Annotated in this window: 10 protein-coding genes; 1 reads left to right on the top strand and 9 read right to left on the bottom strand. The window is 35.1% G+C overall.

The features are described 5' to 3' along the window. Positions 1-64 precede the first annotated feature (64 nt). The gene (locus BCR26_RS05200; RefSeq protein WP_069697917.1) at positions 65-985 is read right to left on the bottom strand and encodes an L-lactate dehydrogenase; all 921 of its coding nucleotides are present in this window, start codon (positions 983-985) and stop codon (positions 65-67) included. A 440-nt stretch (positions 986-1,425) separates the two neighbouring features. Between BCR26_RS05200 and BCR26_RS05205 the strand changes: the two genes are divergently transcribed. Continuing rightward, entirely contained in the window at positions 1,426-2,361 is a 936-nt protein-coding gene (locus tag BCR26_RS05205) for a LysR family transcriptional regulator (RefSeq protein ID WP_069697918.1), read from the top strand. 58 nt (positions 2,362-2,419) lie between these two features. On the opposite strand, the gene metF is transcribed toward BCR26_RS05205, so the two are convergent. From metF to BCR26_RS05245, 8 genes are all read right to left on the bottom strand, one after another. Then, positions 2,420-3,301 (bottom strand): methylenetetrahydrofolate reductase [NAD(P)H], encoded by an 882-nt coding sequence (gene metF / locus BCR26_RS05210; protein ID WP_069697919.1) that lies wholly within the window; start codon positions 3,299-3,301, stop codon positions 2,420-2,422. Beyond that, complete coding sequence (gene metE / locus BCR26_RS05215; RefSeq protein ID WP_069697920.1) at positions 3,302-5,563, bottom strand: 5-methyltetrahydropteroyltriglutamate--homocysteine S-methyltransferase; 2,262 nt, start codon at positions 5,561-5,563, stop codon at positions 3,302-3,304. A gap of 501 nt (positions 5,564-6,064) precedes the next feature. Beyond that, positions 6,065-6,856, bottom strand: a complete 792-nt coding sequence (locus BCR26_RS05220; RefSeq protein ID WP_069697921.1) for a MurR/RpiR family transcriptional regulator — start codon at positions 6,854-6,856, stop codon at positions 6,065-6,067. A 14-nt stretch (positions 6,857-6,870) separates the two neighbouring features. Further along, positions 6,871-9,480 carry a glycoside hydrolase family 38 N-terminal domain-containing protein gene (locus BCR26_RS05225; RefSeq protein ID WP_069697922.1) on the bottom strand — a complete coding sequence of 870 codons (2,610 nt, stop codon included), beginning with the start codon at positions 9,478-9,480 and terminating at the stop codon, positions 6,871-6,873. A 93-nt stretch (positions 9,481-9,573) separates the two neighbouring features. Next, positions 9,574-10,026, bottom strand: a complete 453-nt coding sequence (locus BCR26_RS05230; RefSeq protein WP_069697923.1) for a PTS sugar transporter subunit IIA — start codon at positions 10,024-10,026, stop codon at positions 9,574-9,576. Positions 10,027-10,065: 39 nt separating this feature from the next. Next, a complete protein-coding gene (locus tag BCR26_RS05235) occupies positions 10,066-11,562 on the bottom strand; it encodes a PTS fructose transporter subunit IIC (protein WP_069697924.1) in 1,497 nt (498 codons plus the stop codon). A 361-nt stretch (positions 11,563-11,923) separates the two neighbouring features. Next, positions 11,924-13,192 carry a RidA family protein gene (locus BCR26_RS05240; RefSeq protein WP_069697925.1) on the bottom strand — a complete coding sequence of 423 codons (1,269 nt, stop codon included), beginning with the start codon at positions 13,190-13,192 and terminating at the stop codon, positions 11,924-11,926. A 1,130-nt stretch (positions 13,193-14,322) separates the two neighbouring features. Continuing rightward, positions 14,323-16,854, bottom strand: a complete 2,532-nt coding sequence (locus BCR26_RS05245) for a cation-translocating P-type ATPase (RefSeq protein ID WP_069698094.1) — start codon at positions 16,852-16,854, stop codon at positions 14,323-14,325. Positions 16,855-17,662 lie beyond the last annotated feature (808 nt).

The raw sequence follows: 17,662 nt of genomic DNA on the forward strand, positions 1-17,662 counted from the left end.
TGTAAATTAGTCGCTTTTTCATAAAATATATTTTTATTAGACTTCGCCATTTTTTGATCGGTTATCATACGATCATTTTTTTCAACGCCTCAATAGATGTGCTCATTTTTTTCATTTCTTCTTCGTTTAGTGGAATCTCGATAATTTCTTTGATCCCATTTTTGTTAATCACAGCTGTAGAACTGATACAAATATCTGATGCTCCATACTCTCCAGTTAAATGAACCGACACTGGCAACACTGCATTTTCGTCATTTAATATAGCTTTGGTGATTCGAGCAAGTGAAATCGCAATTCCATAGTGGGTGGACCCTTTCGCTTCAATAATTGTGTAGGCAGCTTCTCTAACTTCTTTGGCTATTTCATCTAAGTCATTACGACTTAAATCGGGATGCTTGTCCAACCACTCTTCGATACTTAACCCTCCGATATTCCCATGAGACCAGACCGGAAATTGAGTATCTCCATGTTCTCCTAAAACAAAAATATTCACGTCTCTCGGATCTACTTTTATTCTTTCACCTATCGTATTTCTTAATCTAGCGGTGTCTAGAGAAGTTCCTGAGCCAATCACTTTATTCGCTGGAAAACCAGTCAATTCTTTCACATACTGAGTTAAAACATCTACTGGATTGCTGGCTATAAGGAAAATCCCTTGGAATCCACTCTCAACAATTTCAGTCACGATAGTTTTCATAATTCTGGCGTTACGATTCAGCAATTCCAACCTTGTTTCACCTGTTATTTGAGCTGCTCCTGCTGTAATCACTACTAAATCAGCGTCAGAACAATCTTGATAACTTGCGGAATAGATACTTTTAGGTGCAACATAAGCAAGTCCATGAGCTAAATCTTTGATATCTCCAGAAACTTTTTGTTGATTTAAATCAATAATGCCAATTTCAGTGCCAATTCCCTGAGCAACCAGTGCAAAACTGTAGCTGGATCCTACATCACCATTCCCTACTAAGATAATTTTATTCACAAAAAAGCCTCCATTTCTTACTGACTTAAAATCCTTCTTTCATAGTTTATCAGGATACTAAACTTTTTTCGACTCATAACCATTGCCGTATTTTGACCTAATTTTAATTTATTTTACAAATATAATAATAACAAAGTTCAAGCACTTAGAACCGTCTCAAAAGAAATGGAGGTATTTTTTCATTTCAATCATACACTTGATGATCTCTTACTGGAAAAAGCAGCAGTAGATATTTGTGTAATTAATTTTGAACCCATTAACGAACTAAGCTTTTCACAAATTGTAAAGCTGTCAACTTTTCCATTAGAGAATGAATGGAGAGAGTTATTACTGATGTTCCATAGGTTCTAATGTTTTTAGCTGTAACGCCTTATTTTTCTTTGCTTGTCAGGCTCCCCCTCTTTGCCTTATACTGGTTGAAAAGATCACTGGGGGAAACCATGAGAATAAAGCAGCTAGAATATTTAGTAAAAATTGTAGCGTTTGGTTCCATTAACGAAGCCGCGAAACATCTATATATTACGCAGCCCAGCTTGTCAAATGCGATAAAAGAATTAGAAGAAGAAATGGGGATTCAAATTTTTAAAAGAAGCCAAAAAGGGGTTGCTTTAACAAATGATGGGTCAGAATTTCTAGCTTACGCTCGCCAAGTTCTAGAACAAGTAGATTTAATGGAAGTTCGATACAAAAATAAAGAAACAAGGCGTCGTTTATTTTCAGTTTCGGCCCAACACTATGCCTTTGCAGTTCATGCATTTGTGGAATTAATCCGTTCCTATGAAAAAAATGAATATGAATTTACCTTCAGAGAAACGCAAACGAATCAGATTATTGAAGATGTCAGCACCTTTCAAAGTGAGATTGGTATTCTCTTTTTAAACGATTTCAATGAAAAAGTACTTCAAAAATTATTAAAAGAAAAAGAGCTCATTTTCCACCCCCTTTTTATTGCTCGTCCCCATGTTTTTGTTAGTAAAACAAATCCTCTTGTTGGAAAACCATTTGTCACTTTGGAAGATTTAGAGGATTATCCGTACTTATCATTTGAACAAGGGCAAAATAATTCTTTTTATTTCTCAGAAGAAATTTTAAGTACACGCTATTTGAAAAAAAATATTCGTGTCAGTGATCGTGCGACAATTTTTAATTTTTTAATTGGATTGAATGGCTATACTATTAGCTCTGGAGTAATTAGTACAGAGCTAAACGATGAAAACATAATTGCGATCCCTCTCAAAGTAGAGGAGAGAATGACGATTGGTTGGATTAGTCCTTCAAAGGTAGTCCTTTCGACAATGGCTCAAGAGTATTTGCGCTATCTAAAAAATCATATCTCAGAATATGGCTTTTCAATAATAAATGAAGAGAATGGTTGAGTTCCATTGCATTCACCATTATACGTAAAAGAACCATCCTTCTGATTCAAAAAATGAATCAAGAGGATGGTTCTTTAGGTACATTGAAGAGGCTACGAGTCGCGACTCTAATGCGCTGAGCAACATAGGGGTTGTTCATAGTATATAGATGAATGCCATCTACTCCTTGTGCCACTAAATCGACAATTTGATTTATCGCATAAGCAATTCCTGCATCTCGAAAGGCTTCAGGATTATGTTCATATTTTTCCATCATTTTTATAAACTTCTCTGGCAAACTGACATCAGACATTTTGACTATTCGTTCAACCTGCTTTTTGTTCACCACAGGCATAATCCCAGCTTGGATAGGTACATCGATATTGGCAATCTCACATTTTTCTTTAAAATTGTAAAATGAACGATTATCAAAAAATAGCTGAGTTATTAGCTGATCTACTCCACTATCCACCTTGATTTTTAGGCTCTTGATATCTTCAACTGAATTTTTAGCTTCCGCATGAACTTCTGGATAGCAAGCCCCAACAACATGAAAATCACCATTTTCTTTAATAAATTGAACTAAATCACTGGCATATTTAAAATCGGTTTTAGGTGTACTATCTGGTAATAGATCTCCTCTAAGGGCAAGAATATTCTTTACCTTTTTTTCAGATAACTCATGTAAAATGTCACGTACTTCAGCTTTGGTTAAATTAGCTGCAGGCAAATGTGCGACACTTGGCAAAAAATGCTCCTTTTGAATTTTTTCAGCAATATCAACAGTTAATTGATCGTTTATGTTCCCTCCTGCGCCAAAAGTAACACTGATAAAATCGGGCTCCAGCCCTTTCAAACGATCTAATGTAGAATAAATCGTTTGAATAGAAGCTGTTGGCCTAGGTGGAAAAATTTCAAATGAAAAGACTGTTTTCTGCTTAAACAAAGGACCTATTTTCATTTAAATCTCTCCTCTCACTTTCTTGACTGCCTTCACCATGTTTACTAAACTTGCTTCTGTTTCTGGAATCCCACGAGTTTTCAACCCACAATCTGGGTTAATCCAAACACGTTCTTTTGGTACATTAATCAAAATATTTTCTATAGTTTCCTTCAATTCAGTCACACTTGGTACTCGAGGTGAATGGATATCATACACTCCTGGTCCTACTTGTGTTTGAAAATTGATGGCTTTTAGTGTCTCTAAAATGGTTAAGTTAGAACGTGATGCTTCAAAAGAAATCACATCTGCATCCATATCCTCAATCTCTTGAATAATATCTGAAAATTCACTGTAGCACATATGTGTGTGAATTTGTGTTGTTGGCTGTACTTTACTATGAACTAATCGAAAAGCCGGAATTGCCCAGTCTAAATATTCAGAATGCCAATCCGTTTGACGCAAAGGTAATTTCTCTCTTAATGCTGCTTCATCAATTTGAATAATCTTGATCCCGTTTGCCTCTAAATCGAGCACCTCTTCTTGAATTGCTAAAGCTAGTTGCATAGTAGCTGCCTTCAAGCTAATGTCTTCTCTTGGAAAAGACCAATTTAAAATAGTTACAGGGCCTGTTAACATTCCCTTCATTGGTTTAGTCGTTAAGCTTTGCGCATAGGTTGAGTAAGCAACTGTCATTGGTTCAGAACGAGAAATGTCTCCCCAAATAATTGGTGGTTTGACGCAACGAGTTCCATAAGACTGAACCCATGCTCTTTTTGTAAATAAATAGCCTTCTAAGCGTTCTCCAAAATACTCTACCATATCATTCCGTTCAAACTCACCATGGACTAAGACATCCAACCCAATTTTTTCCTGAAATTTCACACATTCGGCAATTTTTTCTTTATTGAAAGTGTTATACTCTTCTTCACTAATCTCATTTTTTTTGAATTTCGCTCTATTCTGTTTTACTTCTTTTGTTTGTGGAAAAGAGCCAATTGTTGTAGTAGGAAGGACTGGTAAATTTAATGCTTTTGCTTGAACTAAGACCCTTTCAGAAAGTGGGGCTTGGCGAATGAAATCTGATTCTTTTAATGATCGAATGTTTTCTTCCACTGCTTGATTTTTGTGAAAACGAGTTTCCGCAAGTAATGTCATATTGTCTTGGAGAAACGATCCATCCTCTTCGTCTTGAAGAATTTTTTTCAGCTCATTTAGCTCTGTCAATTTTTCAACAGCAAAAGAAAAATGTCTCTTGACTTGATGACTTAGTTCAAGTTCATTTTCCAATGTAAACGGTACATGAAGCAATGAACAAGATGTATTAAGTACTACCTCTGCTTTAGTTTGAAGTTCCTTGACAAGTTCCAATGTCTTTTCATAGTTATTTTTCCAAATATTCTTACCGTTAACTACCCCTGCAAAAAGTAATGTCGCTTTTGGAAATCCATATTCTTCTACCAAGGCTAGGTTTTTTCGACCTTCAATAAAATCCAAACCAATGCCATCAAAAGGCAATGCTATAACTTCTTGATAAACATCTCTAAGATCACCAAAATACGTTTGTAATTGAATAGATAACATTTTTTTCTCTGAAAGAAGCTCTTTGTATAAGCCAACAAAAAAGGTTTTATCTGTTTCAGATAAATCTAAAACTAATGCTGGTTCATCTATTTGCACCCACTGACAGTCTAGTTCTGCTAATTTTTTGATAATTTCTTTGTAGGCAGCAATTATCACCGTTGAGAAATCTGCTGCTTTCTTTTGACCATGATACGTTGCCAATTTCAACAAAGTAAATGGCCCAATTAATGTTGGTTTAGTCTCGATTCCTAAAGCTTTTGCTTCTTGATATTCTGTGAACAATTTATCCCCAACTAATTTTATATCCGTTTCATCATCAATTTCAGGAACCATATAATGGTAATTGGTATTAAACCATTTTTTCATTGCTAAAGCCGTGACATCCCCAGCATCGCCTTGATACCCACGTGCTAAAGCAAAATATTTTTCTAATGCCGTGACATTCAGTTCACTATATTTTTTAGGAATAATATTCAATAATACCGCAGTATCTAGGGTAGTATCAAAAAAGGAAAAATCGCCACTAGGGATAAAATCAATTGTTTTTTCTTTAAGTAAACGCCAGTGCTTCTCTCTGATTTTTTTCCCTTGTTCTATCAATTCTTTTTCTGAAATTTCATTTCTAAAGTATTGTTCTGTCACAAACTTTAATTCTCTTAATTCCCCAACTCTGGGAAAACCCGTAATTGCCGTCTTCATCTCTTGCCCTCCTAATAGAAATTTAATTAAATAAATGTTTTGTCTACTTTAACATGATATTTCAATATAGGATAACTCTTATTTTTTATAGATATATATAGTTAAAAACTATATATTAATTTATTAGCCTCTTCGTCTAATCATTATAGATAATAAAATATCTAGTATTTATAGGAATTAAACATCTTCTTCCACTGGTTCGAATGTAAAAATAGTCCTACTAAAATGCGAACCCGTAACACCTACATTTTCAGAAAAATCTAATATTTTAAAATAATAGTTTTACTAAAAAAGGAATTTTTTTGATCCAATAAAAAAAGGAGTCTGCAAAGTCTCTTTAACTCTGCAACTTCCTTCTTCTTAACTGCCAATCCTATTTCATTTAGTTGGCAACACTAATTTCAAAAGCAAAACGTTTAACTTCTCTTTACAATTATTTACTTAGCAGCTCATCGAAAAAATAGTGCTCGTATCTACGTTTCCATACTTCTTTACTTCAATTTATTCAGATAGAATTCGTTCTGATTCAATCCAATAATTAACAGAGTCAGAATATAGATGAATATATCGCTCATATATTGTGTCAAGTTGAATAAGAATTGGAATTTGTGGAGAAATATTCCCTAAGCTTTCTTCTCTCGTAAAACTAGCTGCAAATAATGTTTTATTGGCAAAAGGAATCAAAGGCGAATGTTGATTAGAAGTCACTAACAAAATAGGGATTTTTCTTTGCTTAGCGACTTGCATAGCTGCTAACATATTTTCATCATTTCCCCGTAAACTAGAAACAAGAATGAGTTCGTCTTTTTTCGAAAAGTTCGCTGAAAGCATAATTGAATGTTCATCAGAAATGATTCGAACATATTTGCCTAATCTAGAAAATTTAAACTGGAAGTCTCGGCCTGCATAAGAGTTAAACCCTTTCCCAAAAAAGTGAATAATTTTACATTGATGTAGATACTCACAAAAAGCATCTACATCCATTTCATTGTAAGTACTGTCACTTCTGGTAGCTAAAGCATGGTAGGAAGCTGTGACAGCTGTAGAAGCAGACCATTCATTTTGATCTTTACTTAAAGATAATTTATACAAAAAAATCAATTCTTTATAGTTATTCAGAGCTATTTTTTTACAAAATCTTGTGATAGAAGCTTTTGACACTGATAACTTTTTTGCTAGCTTATCAATTGTTAACGGCTTTTTTTTACTTAAAAAGTAGTCAGCAATCACTTGCTCTACTACAGTAAAATCCTTACGATAGGATTCCATCAAAATAAAAATATCATCTTGCAAGAGAACACCTTCTTTTAAATAATGCGAATCGTTTTAATTTCTCCTGGCTTAAATTCACCTAAAATAATTTCCTGACCCACTTCTCGCCGGTTTAATGGCATCCCTTTTAAATCTACGTATTCATACTGTTGCTCTTTAGAGAGTATAATTTTGCCACCCTGAGTAGTCTGTGTATCGCTTGGATTGTAAAGTCTAACCTCAGAACCTTCTGCCTTTACTGCCTTTCTTAATGAACTAAAAACTAAGTTTTCACTTTGCAATGTCATCTCAGCCTTAGGATCTATTTTTTCTGGCAACAGATTGGAAACAAAATATTTCAGCTTTGTTGTGAATCGATTCAGTTCTTGAATCTGATAATAGGGTTGAGCTACTGCGTAATTAAGATAGTTTCTCATTAATTTCGCTGGATTGTATTTTTTTTCAAGCTGAATCGCAAATTCAAAAGTCAATGTTTGCAATAATTGGCTATCAGGTGTTGGAATGAGTTTGAATTCATTACCAGAAGCGACTCCTGGTCGACGTAATAAGTCTGGACGCCCAAGATAACCAACTGATCGGAATAAGGTCAGGGCCATTTGATTATACTTTTCTCCAATCAACTGGTATTCTTTGATTCCTTTTGTAAATAGTGTAACACTTTTTTCATGGTTATGGGTATTTACATAATGCAACATTGGGAAAATCGTTGTCGGTTCCTCCCGCCAATTAAGCGCCTTCCAATCATTTATATGAGGATCTTCTACAACACGCTTTATGGTTCCAAATGGAGTGTCAGTATATGAAAATTGATTCTCGTAAGGAACTTGTATAACAGCTCTCATCCGGTGATTATATGCTGTATTCTGAATTTCTAGATGACACTGAATTTGTTCACTTTCTTTTTGAAGGACGATGGTAAACGTATACGGAACCAACTGAGTACGGATTTTACGTTGTCGTTCGTCAAGATTTTTCGCAATAAGCCATTGTCCAGACAGCTTCATCCTACTTTGCAGACGATTCGCTTGAACAGCTATCTCTGCCTCATCAAAATAAAGATTGTATTGATCGTCTTCATAGGGTGGGGAATAATCATAAGTATCGCCTTCATCGCCACTATCTTCGATTTTCAAAAAGTTTTTGTGTAATTGACCACTTTGCTTCTCTTTTAGACAGAGTTGTCCATTAACTAGAAAGATCTGATAATGGCTATTTTCGATATTCGGCTCTGTTTTCTTGTTGGTAGGAACGATTGTTTCTTTGTTACAAATTTGATAACTTGTAAATCCTAACGCTGGTATTTCTGCTTCAAACATAATCGTGTGAATGTAATAAAACTGACTTTGATCCATTTCAGTAACATTTCTTTTTATGGAACCATTATATTCTTTAACGGTTTGAAGGACTTCAATGGGGAGGGAGACGCCCTCTTTTTGGATGGATACCTCATGATGTTCAGAAGAAATAGCAACAGTCACTATTTTTTTAGTTCCCCATGGCAATGTATTGAAAAGGGTCAGCTTATTTTGCTGAGCATCCACCCGTGATTCAGCAATCTTACGTGTTAAATAATCGATAATGGAAGCTGAAAGTTGATCCGCCTCAATTAAGCGGTCTAAAATGATTTTATTTGTTGCATCACTATTACAACCACCTGCGCTATCATGCGCTTGACTTTTGTTCAATAATTTCCAAATTCGATCCAAAGCGCCTTGTTTATATGGGATTCCCCATTTTTCAGCTAAGGTCATCAAAGGCTCCACCTGATAGATCATCCGTCTTTCAACCTGATCATGCAAATATTTGTGATCGTATCGGGAAGAATAAATCGAACGATGAATTTTTGAAACAGAACTGGAAATAAATTCTCCCTGCACCTCAACTAAAGGATAATTTTGAATTTCCTTAAAAAACTGCTCATAGGAACTCTCAACTAGTTCATATTCAGGTAAGTTTTCATTGTATCGATCAATTCGTTCTCTTAGATTAAAATCAACATATCTTTGATCTCCTCCAACAGGCAGTACTAACTGCTGATTTGTAGCCCCGTTCTCTATTATGTTCATCAAGCTTTGATAGTTATCATCAGTGATAAGCCCCACGCCAACAAAATAACCATTTTTTATATTTGAAACAGTAACTTTTGAACCATCTTCACTGAACCAATCAAATTCTCTATCTGTCGTCACATCATTAGGAACCCCTCGCCAAAAAACCGCATGATTGATTCCTAACCCATTATAGATTTTCGGCATGTCTTTGCTTTGCCCAAATGAATCTGGAAGATAACCAATATTCATATAACCACCTAAATTATTTGCTAGATCCATCCCCAGATTCAGATTTCTAACAATTGATTCTCCCGAAACAATCAACTCATCGGTTTGTGTATACCAAGGACCGATTTTTAAACGCCCCTCAACAACCAAATCTTTAATTCTTTCTTTTTGTTCAGGAAAGCATTGAAGATATTCATCTAAGATACTCATTTGACCATCTAATAAATAGAAATCTATTTGGTTTGTTTCCAAAGCGTTCATCACTTCATCCATATGGTACGCAAGCTGAATAAATGATTCATTCGTTGTAAAATACCATTCAAAATCCCAATGAGTGTGATGAATAACATGTACTTTTTTCTTCATGTTTCCTCCTCTTCCCTTCCATCAAACTATCTATCGAAAAAAACTGACTTCTGTTCTACTGACTTCTGTTCTATCGTTTCAAAATAATGATCCTTAAAAATCAATCTGATTGACAATATCCGCAATTTTTTCTGGGCTCTCTTCCTTCAAGACTCCTTCTCTAAACTCATCGTCAATTAATTTACGTGCAATTAGACTCAATAATTTCAGATGCTCTTTCGCTCCTTCTTCAGGAATTGTCAAGGCAAAAGCCACTTTAATCGGCTGACTATCAAGCGCCTTCCATGGGATTGCATGAGAAAATTTCACTAAAAATAGGCCTGGTTTCAAAACAGTGGCGTGTTTACTATGCGGAATCGCAATTTGATCTTTAAATCCTGTTGTAGATTCTACTTCTCTTGCTTTTAACCCTTCATAATAAAATTCCTCACTTGCTACAAAGCCTTTTTCAAAAGCAAAGTTTGCAATGACTCTAAAAGCCTCCTCTTGTGTTTTTGCTCCATCATCAAATAAAATATGTGTTTGATTAAATACTTTAGCATTCATTCTACTTCCTCCAAATGTTCCTTTATTTCTGTTTCTTGATTAAATTGAAGCAACTTCCTCTTCAATATTTTTTAGTTTTGGATTACGGGTCAGCCCAATTAACAAAGCAGTGGTTAAAATTCCGACACTGACACATAGAATCCATGTAACAAAAGGAATCGGTTGTTCGATATAGCCGATAAATGTCCCTAATGGAGAACCAATTCCACCATAAAATTTGCACCCAGTCGCTGAAACTAAACCACCTGCGACAGCAGAACCAACAACATTCGCAAAAATCATCCGAACAGGATCGGCTGCCACGAAAGGAATCGCTCCCTCTGTCACACCAACAATTCCCATACCAAATGCGGCACTTGCTGCAACTTTTTCATCTTTACTAAATTTATTTTTAAATAAGATTGTTGCCAACCAAACGCCTAATGGAGCCACTGAAATCGCTGCTTGTGTTGCTGTTCCTGGAACAAAATTTGCTCCTTCAATCCCATACTTAGTTAATGTGTCTGTAAAAATAGCCGTTCCAAATACTAGCGCTGTTTTATTAATTGGCCCTCCTAAATCGAAGCCGATCATCGCTCCACAAATTGCTCCTATCAGGATTGGGGCACCTGCATAATTGTCATTTAAGGCGGTCAATCCTTTATACATCGAATCCATCCCAATCGCAATTGGGGTACCAATGACATATAGAACGATTAATGTAATCACCAAAGTAGCAATAAAGGGAATAATCATGATGGGAACAATTGGTATCAAAAGCTTAGGCCATTTAATTTTCTTAAGCCCTTTAACCATATATCCGACGATGAACGCTACAATAATCGCTCCAATAAACCCGCCACCTGCTTCAGCTCCTAAAAATTCAGGGTCATTAACTAAATAAGCCCCCATCATGGCTGGTGCAATGGCTGGTTTGTCTGCGATTGAATTTGCAACAAATCCGGCAAAGAGTGGAATCATCAATTTAAACCCAACTTGTCCAACGTAGAATAGCTTAGACATCAAAAAGCCCATATTTGTATCTAAATCAAACCCCCATTTCACGATACGTCCAAGATCGTCTTTCTGAAACGCATAGATGTTTGCAATGGTTAAAATCAGCCCAGCTGCAATAACCATCGGAACCATATAAGAAATGCCACTCATAACATGAGTAAAGAAGCCGATTTTTTCTTTGTCATTTCCAATTTGAATTTTCCCAACTTTAGATCCTTTTTTTCCAAATACTTCTGCTTCTTCAAACGCTGTCTTGATTAATGATGCTGCGTCTTCTATTGCAGGGATTGATTTTGTAACATATAGAGGTTTACCTGTAAAACGAATCGGATCTATTTTTATATCTGCAGCAATTAATACTAAATCTGCCTGTTCAATATCTTCTGCGGTTAAAACATTTTCCGCTCCAATGGCGCCGTTTGTCTCAACTTTCACTTCGTACCCCAACTTTTTCGCAGCTTGTTCAATTGATTCTGCTGCCATATACGTATGAGCAATTCCTGCAGCACAAGCTGTTACCGCTACTATTTTTTTAGCCATCTGATACACTCCTAATTGTTATTTTATTGCTTTTACAGACTAAATATTATCAGTCTCCTCAACAAAATCACACCTATTTTCACTATTTAGAAACTAGTATCACAATTAATTATGAAAGCGGTATTATTTTCAATCCTATAAACAAAACTTGTTATCATTTTCCACTGCTACAGAAATCTCAAAAAACACCTTGCTAGAAAAAGCAAGGCGTTTTTTGAAATCTATTCAATTAGAAATTTGACTAAATTTTGTTAATGCTATTTTAGTCACTTAAATCTTTTGGAATAAAAGAGATTGTTTAAAAACACTTATATGTTCTTTTTTTAATACCAAAACTCTTCCCTAAGCAACCAGTTATTCATTAGACTATCGGTGGTGTTCCTTCAGCATTTGATACGACAACATCCATCTGAATTAAAGCATTTTCAAGTAAAGCTGATACGCCAACGACTCTTCTTGCTGGAATACCACCTGGGAAAAATTGTGCGTATACTTCATCTACAACATCTATATCTGTGATGTTTTTTAAGAAAATATTTACTTTTACAACATCCTCTAAAGAATGGTCAATACTTTCTACAATCGCTTTAATATTTTTTAGGCATTGCTCAGTCTGTTCTTTGATACCACCCGATACTAATTTACCAGTTTGCGGCTCTAAAGGTAGTTGAGCGGAAAGATGATTGTAATGTGAAAAAGCAACTGTTTGCGTAGATAGAGGATTTTTTGGTGCCTTTTCAGTATTATTTGCTTCTATGATTAATCCATGTCTATCTTCAATTGCTTGCGGCGGTGTACCATCTCCGTGAGAGACAACTGCTTCAATTTGTACTGAAGCTCCCATAGGTAAGTCAGAAACAACAATGATTGTTCGTGCTGGAACATAGGCTACAGCCCTAGCGATAGCTGAATCCGGGAAAAAAGTAGCATAGGTTTTATCTACTTTTTCGACATCAGAAAGATTTTTTACAAAAATGTTGATTTTAACAATGTCATCAAAAGGAACATCGATACTTTCTAGAATCGCTTTAATATTTTGCAAGCATTGTCTGGCCTGTTTTTTCACACAGCCAATCACTAATCTACCAGTTTTTGGATCAATGGGTAGTTGTGCTGAGAGATTATTATAATGGGAGAAAGATACTGTTTGTGAGGATAACGGACTTATTGGCGCATTCATAGTATTATTCGTCAATTTAATAAGATCTCCTGCTTGTGGCGCATTTGGGATCGTTCCTTCACCATTAGAAACAAGTGCTTCAATTTGTACTAAAGCATCCATTGGTAAGGCTTCAACAGCTACTGTAGTTCGTGTAGGAACATAGGTTGGATAAAAACTTTTATAAACTTCTTCTACTGCGTCAACATCTTTGATATTTTTAACAAAAACAGTAATTCTAACAACATCACTCATCACGTGATCGATGCTTGCTAAAATTGCCTTGATATTTTTAAAGCACTGTTCTGCCTGTGCTTTTATTCCACCAGCTACTACTTTGCCTATTTTTGGGTCAATAGGTAATTGAGCGGAAAAGTTGTTGTAATGGGAAAAAGCAACTGTTTGAGAATGGAATGGGCTTGTTGGTGCTTTTTCTGTATTTCTTGCTAAGACTGCGTTATCGTTACTCATAATAGACTTCCTCTTTTCTTTCAAATAGATTCCAAAAAATATTTTAGCTTACCTTCAAAATTTTAAGCTACATCAAACTCAATGTCAACGCTTTCAGAGAAATATATATAATAAAATTTGAATTCTCCTAAAATCTAGATATAACCTTTATCGCTCATTTTTAGAAATAATCTTTTGGTAGCCATCTAAAAAATATCTTTCCTTCATTTCACTAAAAATAACAAATAGTACAGAAAAAGGAATAGAACTTCTGTCTTTATAAGTACATTTTTATCCATTAAAATTGAGCACGATAGAAATAGCATAGTCATGAATCTAAAATGAAAAGCAATTATGAATAACAATATGTCTCCAGTGCGTTCCTCTTTTACTAGCTAATAAAGTCAACCAAACCAATATAAAAAAGAGGATAAAGCTGTTTACAAAATTAACAACTTGTACCGGTAATTTTTTTACTCTGATGATTTTATCAATAAGGATACCGTACCTTCTATTTCATCTGATTAATCATATCTTAACCCACACCAATTTATAAACAACTAAGTAAATTTGACTCAAAAGATATTTTATTATGAGTCAGGTCGTTTAACCAGTTAAAAAAAAGGGGGGCTTCCAAAGAAACAGCGGAGCTAAGATGTGTTTGAAAATGGCAGTGACATCCGAATTTTTCAGTGAATGGTTTGAAAATCTAGGAAGAAAACGCAGTTTATGTGGTACATAAACGAGGCTTTGTGACGACGCGTTACATACAATTCACGAAAATATTCGTCGTTGTCGTTTCCAAACACATCTTAAATAGCAGTTGTTACCCGTATCCGTGACTAAAATCCAATGTGAATTACTTGGGCTTGGTATCTAGTTAAGCCCATGCTTGAAGCTTGGAAGCTCTGAGACCTGACCTTTGGGCTCAGAGCGGTCCTCGGTTTTTCACTGACAATAACTGTTGGTAGTGGAGCCTACTCTCCCGTTTTTAAATCGAAAGATCAGAATAGTCTAATCTAGCTTATCCAACACTAATGGTATTTGTTTCTATTTGTGGCTTGGTATAGTCTCTTTATTGATAAAAAATTCTTACTGAACAGGATAACAAGAATAAATAGGAACAATCTCTCATTCAATGGGACTCTCTGTTATATACTCGTTTTATTTTTAACCATTTTTACTAAGTCATACCACAAAACAGAAACCATCCCTAATACAATACACACAAGAAGTTGTGTCAATGATAAAGCTGACAGGCCAAGAACATCGTTCATTGGGGAATAAATCAACGCTAATAAACCAATACTTGTGCCTCCCAAAACTAGCCAGATTACTTTATCATAGATTAGTGTTTTAAAGGTTTGGATTGCTAACAGTCTATTTGAACTATTCACTTGAACAAGAAATAAGTTAGCCACCACTAAGATTGTCAAACCCATTGTACGTGCCAATGAATCATTATTTGGATTTTGTTGTAGCATTAAATAGTAGGTAAAAAAAGAAATAAGAAAAATGACTAGTCCTTGAATGATACTCTTAACAAGTAAGCTTTTTGTTAGTATCGTTTCTTTGGGATTTCTTGGTTCACGCTCCATAATATCTGGTTCGCTAGGTTGTCTTTCTAGAACGACCGAACAAGTTGGATCAATGACTAATTCTAACAAAACAACATGAACCGGTAAAAGGAATAAAGACATCTGTGGGATCCCTAATAAAGGACCAACAAAAGCAATTAATGCAATGGGAATATGAATAACAAAAATATAGCCAATTGCCTTTTTTATATTATCATAAATTCTTCTGCCATCTTCAATTGTATTTACTATTGTTGAAAAGTTATCATCCATTAAAATCAAATCTGCAGCTTCACGAGAGACTTCCGCTCCTCTTTTCCCCATCGCGATCCCAATATCAGCGTACTTAAGAGCTGGCGCATCATTCACGCCATCGCCAGTCATCGCTACAATTTCTCCGTTTTGTTTGTAGGCTTTTACAATGCGCATTTTATGTTCTGGTGTCACTCTAGAAAAAATGTTCGTTGTTTTTATATGTTCGCCTAAGTCGTCATCGCTTAACCGATCAATTTCAATTCCAGTTAGGGAATGGTCTGCATTGGGAATCCCTACCTGTTTTGCAATAGCACTTGCAGTAATTCCATTATCTCCAGTGATCATTACTACATTAATACCTGCTTTTTTACACTGCATAATGTCGTTTTTGATTGTTGCTCGCGGTGGATCTGACAAACCGATTAATCCAAGGAAAGTTAACTGACACTTCTGAATAGTTTCTGGTACTTCAGCTATAGTTTGAACGAGTTGTTCACCCACAGCAATCACTCGTAATCCTTGATTTGAAAAAGCTGTGATTTTTTCCAAGGTGCTTCTTTTTTCAGCATCCGTTAACGTCGAAATATTGATAAGACTTTCTGGAGAACCTTTTACAGTAATTTCAATTTGATTATTTCTATTCCAAACGTGTCCCATCATTTTTAATTCATCAGTAAACGGATATTCTTTTACGAGTTCACCATTAAATAGCTTTTCTTTTGACCACCCTTCAGATTCATCATACGCCAAAATAGCAATTTCCATAGGATCATATGGATCAGTTTCACTAGCTAGTCCCATCACTTCAGTAAGTCTTGTTTGATTCTCGGAATATAGTGGCCATAATTCTGTTACAGTCATCCGATTCTCTGTAATTGTTCCTGTCTTATCTACTGCCAAAACTGAAATAGCTCCCATCGTCTCAACAGCAGGTAATTTTCGGATAAGGGAGTCTTTTTTTGCTAATCGCCAAGCCCCCATTGAAAGGAATACCATTAATACCACAGGGAATTCTTCTGGGATCATAGCCATAGCAATGGTTATGCCGGATAAAATACTTTGCACAATTCGACTTTTTAAATCAAGACTGGCATCGTTTATGAAGGTAACACCAGCGACTAAAAGTAGAAAAGCCAATGTTACTAGAGCACAAATTTTCACTAATTTTCCTATTTGTAGGTCTAAGGGGGATGGCGTATTTTCCGCGTGCGCTAAATGTTTACCAATTTTCCCGTATTCTGTTTGTGATCCTATTTTATCTACTAAGATTGTCCCGCTACCCGTAGTAACAAGTGTTCCTGTATAAACGTAGTCCTCACGCCAATAATTATCTAATTCATCATTAACATTACCTTTAAAATCCTCACAAATAATTTTCCAAACAGCTTCTGTTTCACCAGTTAGAGAAGACTCATTAATTCTCAAATCATTGGCTTTAATTACGAAACCATCTGCTGGAACTTTAACACCTTCTTCGATCAGCATCAAATCTTTTGGAACCAATTCTTCACTATGAATCTCAATGGTTTTTCCTTCTCTCACAACCTTTACTTTGGGCGCCGAAAGATCTTTTAAAGCATTTAGGGTTTGGTCTGTTTTCCACTCTTGAATAATCTCAATAGCAATAATAACCACCACAAAGATTAACATAATCAAGCCATCTTTTGGTTCACCTAAAAAAAAGTAGATAAGAGAAGCCACGATTAATAGTAGAAACATAGGTTCCAAAATAGTATGAACAACTTTTAAATAAAATGGTTCCTTTTTTTGTTTATCTAATTCATTTATCCCATATTTATCTCGTTGCTCTTTGACTTGTTCACTCGTTAATCCATCCCAGTGTAATTTCACGGTTTTATTTCCTCCAATATAAATATGATTTTCCAATCATACTTCCTTTCGGCACATATTTCTACAGAAACGAGCTATTTCTCATCTTATCTTTAGCCTTTAGTTATGCATGTTTTTCAAAATATTGCTCCCTTGAAAAAAGAATTACAGGTCAACCTAAAAATTTAAAATTCGGTGAATCATTCATAAATAAGTAGCTAACAGCATGAATTAAAACTTTCTAAAATACAGCAACTACATTATAAAAAGTGGTAAAAGGAACGTCATATCACCTCCCTACTGTAGCTACTTTTTTCTCGCCATTTATTCGTACGCTAAATCCAAATAAGCGGTAAATAGAGAGTCAAATCTAACCTTCGCTTCGATTGCCTCAAATTCTACGCAAAAAAAAAAGAGCTCTACCGAGACTACTAAGTAGTAGTTTTTCGGTACAACTCTTCGTTATTCAGAGACAAAAAAATTTCTCTACAATGGTCGGTTTGGTCCAGTAAAATAGACAACTTAATGAACTAGCATAATTTTTGCTTGTTCTGGTCAACCACTATTCAATCGTTAGTTTAAAGAATAAATCAAATAGACAACAAATATATATAAACCATAAATGCAAACAAATCCTACTAATCCTAGAATAACTACTTTTTCTGCGCATACTTCACAATATTCCATACTTGGAAAAGAGAACCAGCAATAATCAGCAAACAACCTGATATATATATATTGGATAAATTTGTAGAAAAAAAGTATTTTGCAATCAAATAGGTACTAATTAGTATAAGTCCAATTAATAATAAAAATTTTTCTCTAATCT

The sequence above is a fragment of the Enterococcus rivorum genome (assembly GCF_001742285.1).
In the GTDB taxonomy this organism is placed as follows: Bacteria; Bacillota; Bacilli; order Lactobacillales; family Enterococcaceae; genus Enterococcus_L; species Enterococcus_L rivorum.